Below are 14,825 nucleotides of genomic sequence, written 5' to 3'. Positions count from 1 at the left end.
TCCCTGATGACCCGTCCCTCTCCGCTGTCAATCGGGGGCATTGCGTGCTCATAACCATCGAGTAACGTAATGCTCACGTTGTGCAACAAGCAGTTTGTACCGCAAGGTGAAAGGTCGATTCAAGGGTAGTTCAGTAAGTGGTAGTCATACGACGATACGTCATTAACTAGCTACCAGCACTTTTACTCAAATGCAGCAAACTGAACGCAACCAGTAATGTTGCGCAACAGACTCCTGAAACCCGGTGATGGAATGAACTAGCACATCAATCGATGGGCTCATCTACCCGTCTCTAAAGAGCGGGTGGGGATAAAACGGGAAAAGGAGTTCAAATGGACAAGAAGCGTGTATTCAACGCGGCGGTGACAGCGGGCTTGTCACTGTCTATGGTTCTTACCAGCGTGCCTGCTACGGCGCTGGCGCAGGGTGAAAGCGTCCTGGCCAAGAACAACCTGTCTGAAACTGCGCAGTATGGCGTGTGGGTGACCAACTGGGACACGGGCGAGGCGCTTTATTCAGGCGACAACATCAAGTGGAGCGCTGGAACTACGCTGGAGAACATTGTTCCTAGTATTGCAGTAAACATTACGGTGCCTGAGGGCAAGACTATTCAGTGGGTTGGAGCCAACGGCCAGCCGCTGGATCTCTCGACTGTGATTAATGAGGATACTTTCATTTACGTTAAGTTCGTTGACGATGCGTCCGAGCCCGAGGCCCACTACATCACCTACAAGGTTGTTGACGAGGAGGGCAACGACCTCGGGCAGACCATTCAGGTTCTCAGCACCGACGAGGTTCTGAGCTACTCCGGCGCGGTGCCCTCCAAGGAGGGTTACACCTTCGCCTATTTCACGTGGCCAGGCTATGACGAGCCGATCAAGGAGGGGGCCGTCCCCGTCACCTGGACCGACACCATCGTCGCCCACTTCACGAAGGATGCCGTTGAGGAGCCCGAGGCCCACTACATCACCTACAAGGTTGTTGACGAGGAGGGCAACGACCTCGGGCAGACCATTCAGGTTCTCAGCACCGACGAGGTTCTGAGCTACTCCGGCGCGGTGCCCTCCAAGGAGGGTTACACCTTCGCCTATTTCACGTGGCCAGGCTATGACGAGCCGATCAAGGAGGGGGCCGTCCCCGTCACCTGGACCGACACCATCGTCGCCCACTTCACGAAGGATGCCGTTGAGGAGCCCGAGCAGCGCTACATCACCGTTCACCTTTACGATGGTGACGAGTTCATTCGCGACGTTGTTGTCCTGAACAACTCCTCAATTTGGTCTGGCGTTCTCGACGCTCCCACCAAGGACGGTTACATCTTCGTAGGCTGGCAGCAGGACGGTGCCTCTGACATCATGACGGACCTTGAGTCTGTGGTCATTTCTGCTGATGATCAGGTTAGCGAGCTTACCTTCCGCGCTGTTTGGGAGAAGGATGTTGATCCGTACGAGGGCTACATCACCGTCAACTACTACGACGGCGACGAGCTGCTCGGCACTGGTGCGGTGAAGAATGGCACCAACGAGTGGAGCGGCGTCGACAGCCCGACCAAGGACGGCTACGTGTTCGACGGCTGGAACTTCGAGGGCGACACCGAGCGCCTCTACAAGGACCTCTCGACTGTCCGCTACACGGGCGACGAGACTATCAAGGAGATCAACCTCTACGCCAACTGGACCAAGATCGAGGACCCCTACGCCGACTACATCAACGTCAACTACTGGGATGGCGAGGAGCTGCTCGGCACTGGTGCCGTGAAGCGCGGTACGAGCGAGTGGAGCGGTCCGACCAGCCCGTCCAAGGATGGCTACAGCTTCTTGGGCTGGACCTTTGAGGGCGAGACCCTGATTAATCCTGACCTCTCTAAGGTTGTCATGGGTGCCGATGAGACCGTGACCGAGATCAACCTCTACGCCAACTGGGATGAGGTTTCTGATCCGTACGAGGGCTACATCACCGTCAACTACTACGACGGCGACGAGCTGCTCGGCACCGGTGCGGTCCTGAACGGCACCAACGAGTGGAGCGGCATCGCCAACCCGACCAAGGACGGCTACGTGTTCGACGGCTGGAACTTCGAGGGCGACACCGAGCACCTTTACAAGGACCTCTCGACTGTTCGTTACGCTGGCGACGAGACCGTCAAGGAGATCAACCTCTACGCCAACTGGACCAAGATCGAGGATCCCTACGCCGACTACATCAACGTCAACTACTGGGACGGCGAGGAGCTTCTTGGCACTGGCGCCGTGAAGAATGGCACTACCGAGTGGAGCGGCGTCGTTAGCCCGTCCAAGGACGGCTACACCTTCATCGGCTGGAACTTCGAGGGCGACACCGAGCACCTCTACACCGATCTTTCGACTGTTCGCTACGCCGGCGATGAGACGGTGACCGAGATCAACGTTTACGCCAACTGGAAGAAGAACGCTGATCCGGAGACTGAGACCCACAAGGTCACCTTTGATGATTGCCTCTCGAACACGACCAACCTCGTTGTTGAGGTCGAGGACGGTAATTCGGTCGCTGAGCCCCCTGCGCCTACTTGCGATGGCTGGACGTTCCTCGGCTGGTATTTCGACACCGCGCTGACCCAGGCGTGGGACTTCTCGGCCCCCGTCACCTCCGACATGACCCTCTGGGCCAAGTGGGAGAAGAACGTTGACGAGGTTATCCCCGGTGATGACGCCGCGACCCCCGAGACTCCTCAGGAGTCCGAGGAGGCCAAGTCCGAGGTCCCCGAGACCGGTGACGCCACCAACGCCGTCGCTGTTACCGGCATCGGCATCGCTGGCCTCATGGCCGCCGCCGCTAGCTTCATCCTTCGTCGTCGCAACGAGCAGTAATCTGCCCACGCAGAGCTGACGACCCGCAAGGGCCGCACGGGTTCCCGTTCCCGTGCGGCTCTTTTCCCTTTGAATGCCTCGGGCCCTAACGCCTCCGGCGACCAACTTGCCGCGAGCCCTCAACGGCCCCTTTATACGGCACCGTCTGTCGACGGTATGAGACGTTCTAATACTTCCCTAACCTCTGTCGTGTTAACGTAAAAGCTTGGAGAGCTAGGGAAGGGACCCAACGTGAAGTGCAAGAAGTGCGGTGAGGAGCTGCCCGAGAAGGCTCGTTTCTGCCCCGGATGCGGTGCCCCGGTCGAAGAGGTGCCGGCCCCCAAGAAACTCGAGGAGCCCCTCGACCCTATGGCCGCTGGAGCGGTGCCGCTGGTGCCTGTCGCGCCGCCACCCCGCGCGGTGCGCGTGACGCCGCGCATCCCGCGCCCGTACGTTCCCCACAGCAGCCAGAGCGCTTCTCGCCGCTCGCCCTACACGCACTACAACGCATCCTATGACGCGCTCCGTCCCGAGGAGTCTGCCGCGGCGCGAAGGGCGCTCCGCGAGCGCGCCGCAGCGTCTGCTCCCGTACCGCAGGAGCCGCCGGCGCAGGAGCAGGAAGTGGCCGACGCCCCGAAGACGATGGGGGCGCCTGAGGCAGCCCCTGCAGCCGCCAACGATGCGCCTGATGCCGAGAAGACCGTCGACTTTGCCATGCCCTCCAGCGAGGGCCCCGCTGCCTCCGAGCTTGAGCCAGAGCTCCAGCAGGAGCTGCGCGATCTTCCCGACCTGGATGGCGTGTCGTCCACCGAGGCTGACGACACGTCGAGCATCCAGTTCCGACCCGCGGTCGACTCCGCGCCTGACTTTGAGCCCGCCCCCGCCGGCGATGACGATGCGCATGCCTCCTCGTTCCCCACGGAGGCCTTCGACCGCGTGAGGGGCGGCGCCGCGCGCGTGGGCGACCGCATGAGGAGCTTTCAGCCCGACCGCCGCGTCGTTCTTGGCGTCTGCGCCGCCATCGCCGCACTTCTCGTCGGCGGCGTGTGCTATGCGGTCGCCACGAGCTGGCTGGGCCCGTTCGCCCCTGAGGACGAGCCCGCGCCTCCGGTCGAGCAGCCCTCGACCGAGCCGGTCGAGACGCTCGAGCCCCAGGAGGAGCAAGAGGAGGAGCCCGTCTCCGAGGGTGCCCCCGAGGTCCGCTCCGCGCTCGCCGACTATTCGTGGAAGGAGCTCTCGCAGATATCGGCCCTCATAGCCGCTGTCGAGAGCGACGAGGCCGGGATAGAGATCGCCGCCCAGTACAACCTGTGTGACGCCTCGGGCAGGCTGAACCTCGAGAACACCAAGACCCTTGAGCTCTCCAGTGGCACCAGCGTCCCCGTGACCATCGCGGGGTTCCGTCAGGACGCAAAGTCCGACGGCTCGGGTCTGGCGGGCATCAGCTTTGTGGCCCGTGGCTTGGTGGGGACGCAGCCGCTCAACGCGTCGGGTGAGTCGGTCCCCTGGGAGGAGACCACGCTGCGCTCCTGGCTCAACCAGACTCTCATGGGCGAGCTGCCCGAGGAGCTGGCGTCCGCGATCGTGCCGGTTGACAAGGTGACCAACAACCCCGCCGGATCGGGCGGCGGGCAGTCCACCACCTCCGAGAGCGTGTGGATCCCCTCCTGCGCGGAGCTCTCGGGCGACGTTGCGGCCCAGACCACCAACTCTGACTACACGGGCTACCTCATGGAGGGCGGCCAGTACGACGTCTTTGCGGACGCTGGGGTGACCTGGAACGACGGCTTTGACTACCTCCGCCTTGAGAGCGGCGAGGACTGGTGGCTCCGCACGCCCGAGCCCAGCTCGGGGGAGTACTACATGACGGTCACGCCAGAAGGCAGCCCGCACTACTATCGCAACCCGGCCCGTGAGCTTGCCATTGTCGTTGGGTTCTGCCTGTAGTCCCGTCTGAGCTCCACGTTTCCGCCCGCAGGATCGCGCAGGTCCTGCGGGCGGTTTTGTATCTCGGTGCCGGCGCCGGGGGCGACGTCGCATAACCTGACAAAACGAGCGAACAACGCCCTGAAGTGTCGGGTTATGCAACCCCGAAACAAAGCGCCCCGCCACAGGGGCGGGGCTGGGCGGCGCACCTTGTCTGGAAACGGCGTGCTATGCGAGCAGGGCGGTCACGTCTCCGAGGACGCTCTCAAAGCTGACGCCGCGAACCTGGTAGTCAGGCTGCTCCGGCGTGATCCCCATGGCGTGACGCACGAGGCTTCCGGCAAACTCGACGGCGGAGAGCAGGCTCTCCCCAGCGTAGATGGCCGCGGTAAGGCCAGACGCAAAGAGGTCGCCCGTCCCGTGGAGCATGTAGGGGAGCAGCTCGCTCGAGACCTCCTCGATCTCTCCGCCCGCCACGCTCACGTAGTTGCGGATGATGCTCTCGCCCTCGTGGACGATGCCCTTGAGCACCACGGACTTCGCGCCCATGCCAAGGAGCGCCTCCATCATGCCCTTGATATAGACCTCGTCGACGTCTTGCCCCGCGTAGGCGATGCCCGTGAGGATCGAGGCCTCGGTGAGGTTGGGCGTGAGCACGTCAGCGCCATCCACCAGGCCCTTCATGGCCTCGCACATCTCGTCGGTGTAGGTGGGGTACTTGGAGCCGCCGTCGCCCATCACCGGGTCCACGATGCGGAGTGCCTTGGGGTACTCGCGATAGAGGCGCAGGATGGCGTCTACCTGCTCGGCCGACCCCAGGAAGCCCGAGTAGATGCCGTCGAGCTCGATGCCCTCCTCGCGCCACGCGTCGAGGTACTCGGTGAGCATGGGCGTGGTGTCGTGCATGTAGAACTTGGGGAAGCGCGTGTGCGCCGAGAAGAGCGACGTGGGGACGGGGCACACGTCGATGCCGGCGGCCGAGAGCACGGGGATCGCAATCCCGAGCGAGCACTTGCCGTAGCCGCACAGGTCATGGACGGCCGCGACACGCGGCAGGTAGCCGCCCTCGCGCTGGTAGAGGTACAGATTGCTGGCGTTGTTCATGGGATTCTCCTTTGTCCGCGGACTGATGGACCAGCGTACGCAGGCAAGGATAGTCCTTTTTCCTGCCCGCGGGGTCTTGATGCGCCATTTGGCATGTCTCGCCCCGTCAATGTGCTCGCCCTGTGGAGGAAAGGTTGCGAGTAGGATTCGATACGCATGCGGAAGAGCTCTGTGCGCCGGCGCGCCCGCACGCGATGCCGCCTTCGGGCAGGTCGCGTATACTGGGGGAGCGACAAACCAACCGAGAGGAGCATCATGGCAGACCAGCCGCTCGTGGGAATCATCATGGGGTCAAAGTCCGACATGCCCACCATGGAGGCGTGCACCAAGCAGCTTGAGGAGCTTGGCGTGCCGTACGAGCTGGTCATTGCCAGCGCGCACCGCACCCCCGACAAGGTTCACGAGTGGGCGGGCTCCGCTGCCGACCGCGGCCTCAAGGTCATCATCGCCGCCGCCGGAAAAGCGGCGCACCTCGGCGGCGTCGTTGCCGCCTTCACGCCGCTGCCCATCATCGGCGTGCCGATGAAGACCTCCGATCTTGGTGGCATGGACTCGCTGCTCTCCATGGTGCAGATGCCGTCTGGCGTGCCCGTGGCCTGCGTGGCCATCAACGGCGCCAAGAACGCGGCCATCTACGCCACGCAGATCCTCGGCGCCACCATGCCGGAGTATCGCGATAAGGTCGTCGAGTTCAAGCGCCAGATGGCCGAGGCATAAGGAGAGCCGCGCATGGCGTCTCACTTCAAGCAGCCCGAAGGGACCGACCCGCGGGGATTCGCGCGTCCTTCTCGCCCGTCGTCGAGGTCGGCCCATGCCGCGCCTCATCATGCGACGGACGACGATCCGTCCCGACGTCTGCACACCCGCCGCGGCGGCGACGAGTCGTATCACGCCCCGGCGGGCAACCCGCATGCCGCGGGCATGCCCCGGGCGAGCGAGGGGTTTGTCTCTGTGGTGTCCGACCCCGGCGGGTCCTCTCGCGGGCATGACCGCCGACGCAGGGAGCCGCGCTTTGTAGAGACCGACCCGTATGACCTTTCCGGGCGCCGGAGCCGAGACCCCAAGAAGCGCGTGGCGCGGGTGCTTTCGGTCATCCTGTTCGTGGTGGGCATCGGCCTGATCGCCGCCGCCGCGGGCATGTTCATCTACAACCAGTGGCAGTACGGCGAACAGGAGCGGATCAACGAGGAGCTTGCGGAGTACGCCACGCTTTCTGACGACGGCTCGACCGCCCCGCAGGTCGACTGGGAGGGCCTCAAGGCCGTGAACGGAGACGTGGTCGGCTGGGTGCAGATTCCGGGCACGGGCGTCAACTACCCGGTCTATCAGGCCCAGGATAACGAGAAGTACCTGCACACCAGCGCCGAGGGGACGTACTCGCTCGGTGGTCAGATCTTTCTGGACTACGAGAACGCCAAGCCGGGAATGGTTGACGCCCAGACAATCATCTATGGCCACCACCTGCGCAACGGCTCCATGTTCAAGCCGGTCTCCGACATGCAGGACCAGCAGGTGTTCGACAGCATCTCTACCGTCTGGTACGTGACGGAGGAGGCGAGCTACGAGCTGGAGCCGCTGTTCATCTACCAGACCACGGCGGATGACACCAACGTCCGCCAGCTCAACTTTGGGTCGACGGACGAGCTGCATGCCTACCTCTCGGGCCTGCTGGGCCAGGCGGTGGCGAGCAGGGGCGACGCCGCCCAGGTCATCAACGGGATGACCAAGGCGCTCTCGCTCTGCACCTGCTACTACGAGGACAGCGACAAGGGTCGCGTTATTCTAGTGTGTGCGCTCAAGTCAGAGGCTGCGGCGGCGACGGCAGCCGCGAGCGAGTAGGGGGAAGTGTGACGACGCTCTCTGGTGACACCGCCGTGGCGCGGGGCGGGATGCCCCGGCCCGCCGATTGCCCTGACGACAAGCTGCACGAGGAGTGCGGTGTCTTTGGCGTCTGGGCTCCGGGGCGCGATGTCGCGCGCATGACGTACTTCGCCCTGCGCGCCCTCCAGCATCGCGGCCAGGAGTCCGCCGGAATCGCCGTGGGCGACGGGCGGACGGTCCTTATCCGCAAGGACCTCGGCCTCGTGACCCAGGTGTTCTCCGACGCCGACCTTGCGGCGATGCCGGGCAAGGTGGCGTGCGGCCACTGTCGGTATGGCACCGCGGGGGCCAAGGGGTGGGAGTCTGCGCAGCCGCACCTCTCCACCATCAATGACGTCATCATTGCGCTCGCGCACAACGGCACGCTCGTCAACTTTGACAGCCTCCGCCGAGAGCTCATCGAGATGGGGATTCCCTTCCGGTCGAGCACGGACTCGGAGGTCGCCGCGAAGCTCATCGGATACTTCACGCAGCGAGCCGGTCGCCTGCGCACGGGCATCGCGCACACGATGCGCATGCTCGAGGGCGGATACGCCATGGTCCTGGTGCGCGAGAACGCGCTCTATGCGTTCCGCGACCCGCACGGCATCCGCCCGCTCGTCCTGGGCCGGCTGGGGGATGACGGCTGGGTCGTGGCGAGCGAGACCTGCGCGCTCGACATCTCGGGCGCGACCTTCGTGCGCGAGGTCGAGCCCGGCGAGATCGTCCGCATCTCGGAGGACGGCCTGCGCTCCGAGCGCGGATGCGAGCCGGGGTGCCGTGCCGACTGCATCTTCGAGCACGTGTACTTCTCGCGCCCCGACTCCGTGAAGGACGGCTCGAGCTTCTACCTCATGCGCCACAACATGGGGCGCAGGCTTGCTCAGGAGACGCCCGTCGAGGCCGACCTCGTGATCTCCGTGCCGGACTCGGGCACGCCCGCCGCGGAGGGGTTTGCCCAGGAGCTGGGAATTCCCTTTGGGACCGGGCTCATCAAGAACCGCTACGTGGCGCGTACCTTCATCCAGCCCACGCCCGAGCTGCGGCAGATGGGCGTCCGCCTGAAGCTCAACGCCCTGCCCGACGTGGTGCGGGGCAAGCGGCTGGTGATGGTCGACGACTCTATCGTTCGCGGCACCACCTCTCGGCAGATCGTGCGCATGCTCAAGGCGGCCGGCGCAACCGAGGTGCACGTTCGCTCGGCGTCCCCCATGGTCACGTGGCCCTGCTTCTACGGCATTGATACGGCAAACCAAGACCAGCTCATTGCCGCCAACATGTCGCTCGAGGAGATCCGCGCCTATATCGAGGCGGACTCGGTGGGCTTCCTCTCCATCGAGGGCCTGCTCGACTGCGTTCCTCGGGGCGGCTACTGCAAGGCGTGCTTTACCGGGGAGTACCCCGTGGAGATACCCCGCTCGTTCTGGGAGGACAAGTTCCTGCCCGGGTACGAGCCCAACAACCTCGAGGCGGCATCTGCGACCTCGCACATGCCGCTCGAAGAAGCGGAGCAATGCCTGAACGCCTAGGGGGTCCCGGGCGGCTCTGGCGGAAAGGAGCGAGATGGCCGAGAACACCAAGCATGTGAGCTATGCGGATGCCGGCGTCGACACGGCTGAGGGAGCCCGTGCCGTCGACGCGATCAAGGCTGCCGTGGCGACGACCAGCCGACCGGAGGTCATCGGCGGCCTCGGGGGGTTTGGGTCGTGCTTCTCGGCCGCCGGTCTCAAGGACATGGAGGAGCCGATTCTGGTCTCGGGAACCGACGGCGTGGGCACGAAGCTCGCCATCGCGCAGCTGCTCGACCGTCATGAGACGGTGGGCGAGGACCTCGTGGCCATGTGCGTTGACGACGTGGTCCCCATCGGCGCAGAGCCCCTGTTTTTCCTCGACTACGTTGCCATCGGCAAGCTGCGTGCCGAGCACGTGGCCAAGATCGTGGGCGGCATTGCCGAGGGCTGCCGCAAGAGTGGCTGCGCGCTCGTGGGCGGCGAGATGGCCGAGCACCCCGGCGTCATGGCCGAGGGCGACTACGACCTCGCCGGCTTCGTCGTGGGCGTGGTGGACCGACCCAAGATGATCGGCCCCGACAAGGTGCGCGAGGGCGACGTGATTCTCGGCCTGCCGAGCTCGGGCATCCACTCCAACGGGTACTCGCTCGTGCGCAAGGTCGCCATCGAGGGCAAGACGGTCGAGGAGCTGGAGACCCCGCTGCCCGAGCTGGGCGGTGAGTCGATCGCCGACGCCGTGATGCGCCCGACCACGATCTACGCCGGCGGCCTGCTCAAGGCGCTGCGCGCCGGTGCCCCCATCCACGCGATGGCCCACATCACGGGAGGCGGCATCACCGAGAACCTCGACCGCGCCATGCCCGAGGGTCTCGACGCGCTCGTGTATCGTGGGGGAGCCTCCGGCCCGGCGTGGGACATCCCTCCCGTCATCACCTACATGATCGATGCCGCCCAGCTCACGCTCGAGGAGGCGTATCGCACGTTCAACATGGGCGTGGGCATGAGCGTCATCTGCGCCGCCGAGGACAAGGACGCCGTGGTGACGGCGCTTGAGGACGCGGGGTTTGCGCCGTTTGTCATGGGCGAGGTCATCGCCGGTGTTCCGGGCGAGAAGGGGAAGGTCGTGTACGACGATGAGCGTTAGGATCGGTGTTCTCATCTCGGGCAGTGGCACCAACCTGCAGGCGCTCATCGACCGCATCGCGGATGGCTCGCTTGACGCCACCATCGAGCTTGTGGTGAGCTCGCGCCCAAGCGCCTACGGCCTCAAGCGTGCGGAGGCTGCCGGCATTCAGACGCTCACGCTCTCCAAGGACGTGTACGCGGATCCGGAGCAGGCCGACGAGATCATCGCCGCCGAGCTCAAGCGCCACGGCGTCGAGTACGTCATCATGGCGGGCTACATGCGCAAGGTGCACGACCCCATCCTTGCGTCGTTCCCCAACCGCGTGGTCAATCTGCACCCCGCGCTGCTGCCGAGCTTCCCGGGCGCCCACGCCATCCAGGACGCCTACGACCGCGGCGTTAAGGTCACGGGCGTGACCGTGCACTTCGCGAACGCGGACTACGATGCCGGCCCCATCATCGCGCAGCGTGCGCTTCCGGTGGAGGAGGGCTGGTCGGTCGACGAGCTCGAGGAGCACATCCACGAGATCGAGCACGAGCTCTATCCCGAGGTCGTGAGCCTCATCTCCGCTGGCCGCGTGCATGTGAGGGACAACGGGACCGTGGCGATAGACCCTGAGTAGGCATTGCTTGCCAGACCTCGCGCGGGCCGTCACTAGCTTGGTGGCGGCCCGCGCTGTTCTGGGGGCTTGATCGCGCCGCCGTCTGGGCCGGCGGCTCCCTAGCGCCGGGCCAGCACGGCGACGCTCTCGACGTGCCTGGTGTGGGGGAACATGTCGACGGGGGTCACGCTCTCGATCCGGTATCCCAGCGAGCGAAGAAGCTCGATATCGCGCGCCTGCGTCACGACATTGCAGGAGACATAGACGACGCGTCCCGGCGCAAGGGCCGCCACCCCGCCAAGGAACTCCGGGGTGCTCCCGGCGCGCGGGGGATCCATGATGATTGCGTCGAAGCGCTCGGCGCGTCCGGGGCCGGCCATCCATTCCGTGGCGTCAGCCGCCACGAACGAGCTCCGCTCCTCGACGTGGTTTGCCTGGGCGTTGCGCCGTGCGCAGGACACGGCGGCGGCGACTCGCTCAACTCCGATGACTCGCAGCCCAGGTCGTCGTGCCGCCGCGCAGATGCCGATAGTTCCCGTTCCGCAGTACGCATCGAGCACGCGCTCCGCGTTGCCGGTCCCTTCGATTGCCAGCTGGTAGAGAACCTCGGTCTGCTGGGGGTTGGTCTGATAGAAGCTCGTGGGACCGATCTCAAAACGGCATCCGAGCAGCTCGTCGTGCATGATGCCAGGTCCGTAGAGCGTATGGCACCGGTGGCCGAGAATGGCGTTCGTCCTGCGGCTGTTCACGTTCTGCACGATGGTCGTGACCTCAGGGCAGGCCGCGCGCAGCTCGCCCACCAGGCGCTCACGGTTTCTAAGCTCATCTACGCGCGTCACCAGCACGAGCATCACGTCATCGGTCGCATATCCGCAGCGCACGACGGCGTGGCGCAGCACGCCGGTGCCGCGATCCTCGTCGTAGGGCGGGATGTGCATTCTCTCGGAGACCCTGGCGACGGCGTTTAGGATGCGCCGCGCCCGGTCATCTTCGACGAGGCATTCCGCGCAGGGCACGATCCGGTGCGTTCCGGCTGCGTAGAATCCGCTCAGCACGCGCCCGTGCGGAGCGTGGGCAAACGGGGTCGCCGCCTTGTGACGGTAGCGCAGAGGCTCGTCCATCCCGCGGATGCCTTCGAGCTTGCCGCCGTCCGCGCGAAGCATCTCGCCCAGCAGGCCCTCGACCTGCTCCTGCTTGCGCCGCAGCTGTATGGGGTAGGGGACCGCGAGCCACTCGCAGCCTCCGCAGTCTCGTGAAATGGGGCAGGTGTACGTCTTGTATCCCATGCGGCCTCCGGTTTCTCAAGCCGATAGACCATCATATCCGAGCTTACGTCGCACGTGGGCCGCCTCCACTCGCTGCCCCGACTTTGTAGTGTGCTTCGCGCCCGGCTCCCCGGGTACACTACAAACGAAATCGGCGCAAACTTCCAGCTAGACGGGTTACGCGGTTTGTAGTGTACCCGGGGAGCCGGGCGCGAAGCACACTACAAAGTCGGGCTCTCCCCCGGCCTCGTGCCGAGCGGTTCCCTGCGCCGGATGTGTTGGGCGGCGAAGCTAGAAAAGGGTCCGCTTTTCGTCGTTGAGCCACTGAAAGAGGCTCTCCTGCTCAGCGCGCTGCGCCGGCGTGGGAATGGCGTGCTCGCGGCCGATTCTCTTTTCGAGCAGCCAGGTGAAGTCATCAAAGTGCTCGAGCGTATTGATCTGCCCCTGGGTGGCTGAGATGGTCTTGATGTCCATCGCCTCAAGCACATTCCTGCGAGCCTGCGTGTGATCAAGGCGGAAGCTTCCCGTGTGGAACTCCCTGCTGTCGTACTCAAGGTCGGCCTCGTATTCGGATAGGTAGAGGTCGCCCTTGAGATAGTGCTCATCCAGAAGCCTCTGCGCGTGCTCGTCGATCTCGATGGGTTGATTGGCAGAGATGGCGATTGGGCCCCTTCCCCCATGCTCTGGCGGCAGCCCGTAGTGCATCGCCAGGTGAACCTCCATGGGAGAGGCGGTCAGCTCGACAATGTGCGGGAGTGCTTGGAGCGCCTGGTTTCTCCCGCGCGTCCGTCTTGGCAGGGAGTTCAGGTATCGCGTCAGGTCGTCGAGCGACATCAGCTGCTGCCGCTCTCCCGTGTAACCACGCCCACGTGAGGAAATCGAGAAGGTCGAGCAGAGGTAGCAGCCGATTTCGATTAGCTCAAGCAGGGAATGGCCCTGGGCCATCTGAAGGAAGGTGAGCTCTGGCGAGGCAATGAGGCTGTCGCCGCCAAGCCTCCTGAACGAGTGGGCGGGAAGCTTGGTCTGGCAGACGTGCACGGCGATGTTGTCGAGGCGGTGCTTCACCGCGTGCTGCTGCACAAGTAGGTGCAGGGGTCGCTCGTTGCGGGGCTCGAGCGGAAGGCCCTCCCTGGCAAGGAGCCGCGAACTCGCGACGGCGTAAGCCAGCCTCCAGCTCTCGACCTCCTCCGGCAGAGCCTCGCCCCCTTGCTTCGTAAGCCAGTACTCCAGGGCGGACTCAAAGCCAAGGCATACTCCCATCCTGCATCCCCCAATCTATGCGCCGTAACTTGTCCAGCTTAGGGAGCGCCGCTTGCTCAGAGCTGCCTCCAAGCGTTCCTGATGCAATCGAAGATTGGGAAAAGAGCAGGTAGCCCAACGTGTCAGGCTCACGACGTACCTTATTAAGGCTGTTGTTGCCCACTGAAACAACATGGCGCGCCAACCCATCAACCACCGCTCACCGAAACGCATCTCGTCCGAGCGGCCTGCCCTTGCAAAGAAACCAATGTGATATCACAATGAACTCAGTCGAGGACGCCCACCCCGGGGCGTGCCCGTCACCAGGAAAGGAACTGCAATGACCGTAGAAAAGCAGGCCCGCGCCGCGTCCGGCTGGCCCATGCTCTTCGTCACCCTCGCCGCGTACGTCGCCTCCATCTGGGGCATGGTCCAGGGCATCGTCATCCTGGCCACGGCCGAGGAGGCCGGCGTCCCCGCGCCCGTCACCGGTCCCGTGCTGCTCGTCGGCGGCATCGTGCTGCTCATCGTGGCCATCATTGTCACCTGTGGGTTCTTCTCGCTACAGCCCGGGCAGGCCCGCGTGCTCGTGCTCTTTGGCAACTACGTGGGCACGGTCCGCGAGTCGGGCTTCTACTGGGTGAACCCCTTCTACAGCCACAGCCTGGGCTCGGACGGCACCGGCGCCTCCGTTGACATCAGCCTGGAGGAGGGCACACCCTCCGTGAAGGCCGCGGCGGCCACCAAGGCGCTCTCCACCAAGGTCTCCCTGCGCGCCCGCACCCTCAACGGCGACCGCCTCAAGGTCAACGACAAGATGGGCAACCCCATCGAGATCGCGACCGTCGTGGTCTGGCACGTGGCCGATACCGCCAAGGCCCTCTTCGACGTGGACCACTATCCCAGCTACGTGGCCATGCAGACCGAGACCGCGCTGCGCCACGTGGCGAGCGTCTACGCCTACGACCACATGGAGGACGACGACGCCTCCAACAGCTCCATCACGCTGCGCTCCAACATCGAGGAGGTCTCCGCCACCCTCAAGGAGGAGCTGGACCGTCGCCTCGCCCCGGCCGGCGTTTCCGTGGACGACGCCCGCCTCACGCACCTCGCCTACGCGCCGGAGATCGCCCAGGCGATGCTGCGCCGCCAGCAGGCCGAGGCCATCATCGCCGCGCGCAAGAAGATCGTGGAGGGCGCGGTCTCCATGGTGGACATGGCGCTCAAGGAGCTCTCCGATGGCGGCGTGGTGGAGTTCGACGAGGACCGCAAGGCCGTGATGGCGTCAAACCTGATGGTCGTCCTCTGCGGCGAGTCCGAGGCCCAGCCCGTCCTCAACACCGGCTCCCTCTACCAGTAGGGCGCTGA

General features: G+C 64.7%; 11 protein-coding genes. 8 read left to right on the top strand and 3 right to left on the bottom strand.

Annotated features, from left to right (window positions below; genetic code table 11):
* Positions 1 to 332: 332 nt before the first annotated feature.
* Positions 333 to 2,846 (top strand): InlB B-repeat-containing protein, encoded by a 2,514-nt coding sequence (locus tag BQ7391_RS01840; protein ID WP_083662039.1) that lies wholly within the window; start codon positions 333 to 335, stop codon positions 2,844 to 2,846.
* A gap of 231 nt (positions 2,847 to 3,077) precedes the next feature.
* On the top strand, positions 3,078 to 4,772 hold the full coding sequence (locus tag BQ7391_RS01835; protein WP_075279051.1) for a DUF6273 domain-containing protein: 1,695 nt from the start codon (positions 3,078 to 3,080) through the stop codon (positions 4,770 to 4,772).
* 207 nt (positions 4,773 to 4,979) lie between these two features.
* On the opposite strand, the gene BQ7391_RS01830 is transcribed toward BQ7391_RS01835, so the two are convergent.
* Positions 4,980 to 5,855, bottom strand: a complete 876-nt coding sequence (locus BQ7391_RS01830) for a pyridoxamine kinase (RefSeq protein ID WP_075279050.1) — start codon at positions 5,853 to 5,855, stop codon at positions 4,980 to 4,982.
* Positions 5,856 to 6,110: 255 nt separating this feature from the next.
* Here BQ7391_RS01830 and purE point away from each other — a divergent pair, with 255 nt between their 5' ends.
* The 5 genes from purE to purN are packed head-to-tail and all read left to right on the top strand — an operon-like array spanning position 6,111 to position 10,974.
* Positions 6,111 to 6,572, top strand: coding sequence for a 5-(carboxyamino)imidazole ribonucleotide mutase (gene purE / locus BQ7391_RS01825; RefSeq protein WP_075279049.1), 462 nt, complete (start codon positions 6,111 to 6,113; stop codon positions 6,570 to 6,572).
* Positions 6,573 to 6,584: 12 nt separating this feature from the next.
* Complete coding sequence (locus tag BQ7391_RS01820) at positions 6,585 to 7,694, top strand: class B sortase (RefSeq protein WP_083662038.1); 1,110 nt, start codon at positions 6,585 to 6,587, stop codon at positions 7,692 to 7,694.
* 50 nt (positions 7,695 to 7,744) lie between these two features.
* Entirely contained in the window at positions 7,745 to 9,244 is a 1,500-nt protein-coding gene (purF, locus tag BQ7391_RS01815; RefSeq protein WP_075280828.1) for an amidophosphoribosyltransferase, read from the top strand.
* A 34-nt stretch (positions 9,245 to 9,278) separates the two neighbouring features.
* The gene (gene purM, locus BQ7391_RS01810) at positions 9,279 to 10,370 is read left to right on the top strand and encodes a phosphoribosylformylglycinamidine cyclo-ligase (protein ID WP_075279047.1); all 1,092 of its coding nucleotides are present in this window, start codon (positions 9,279 to 9,281) and stop codon (positions 10,368 to 10,370) included.
* On the top strand, positions 10,360 to 10,974 hold the full coding sequence (purN, locus tag BQ7391_RS01805; protein WP_075279046.1) for a phosphoribosylglycinamide formyltransferase: 615 nt from the start codon (positions 10,360 to 10,362) through the stop codon (positions 10,972 to 10,974). The genes purM and purN overlap by 11 nt, the downstream gene beginning before the upstream one ends.
* Before the next feature lie 98 nt (positions 10,975 to 11,072).
* On the opposite strand, the gene rlmD is transcribed toward purN, so the two are convergent.
* Entirely contained in the window at positions 11,073 to 12,239 is a 1,167-nt protein-coding gene (gene rlmD, locus BQ7391_RS01800; RefSeq protein ID WP_075279045.1) for a 23S rRNA (uracil(1939)-C(5))-methyltransferase RlmD, read from the bottom strand.
* Between the two features lie 270 nt (positions 12,240 to 12,509).
* Complete coding sequence (locus BQ7391_RS01795; RefSeq protein WP_075279044.1) at positions 12,510 to 13,478, bottom strand: hypothetical protein; 969 nt, start codon at positions 13,476 to 13,478, stop codon at positions 12,510 to 12,512.
* Between the two features lie 319 nt (positions 13,479 to 13,797).
* Between BQ7391_RS01795 and BQ7391_RS01790 the strand changes: the two genes are divergently transcribed.
* The gene (locus BQ7391_RS01790; RefSeq protein ID WP_075279043.1) at positions 13,798 to 14,817 is read left to right on the top strand and encodes an SPFH domain-containing protein; all 1,020 of its coding nucleotides are present in this window, start codon (positions 13,798 to 13,800) and stop codon (positions 14,815 to 14,817) included.
* Positions 14,818 to 14,825: the final 8 nt, after the last annotated feature.

The organism is Thermophilibacter provencensis (genome assembly GCF_900128445.1).
Classification (GTDB): Bacteria; Actinomycetota; Coriobacteriia; order Coriobacteriales; family Atopobiaceae; genus Thermophilibacter; species Thermophilibacter provencensis.
This window is presented reverse-complemented; position numbering and strand designations above follow the sequence as displayed.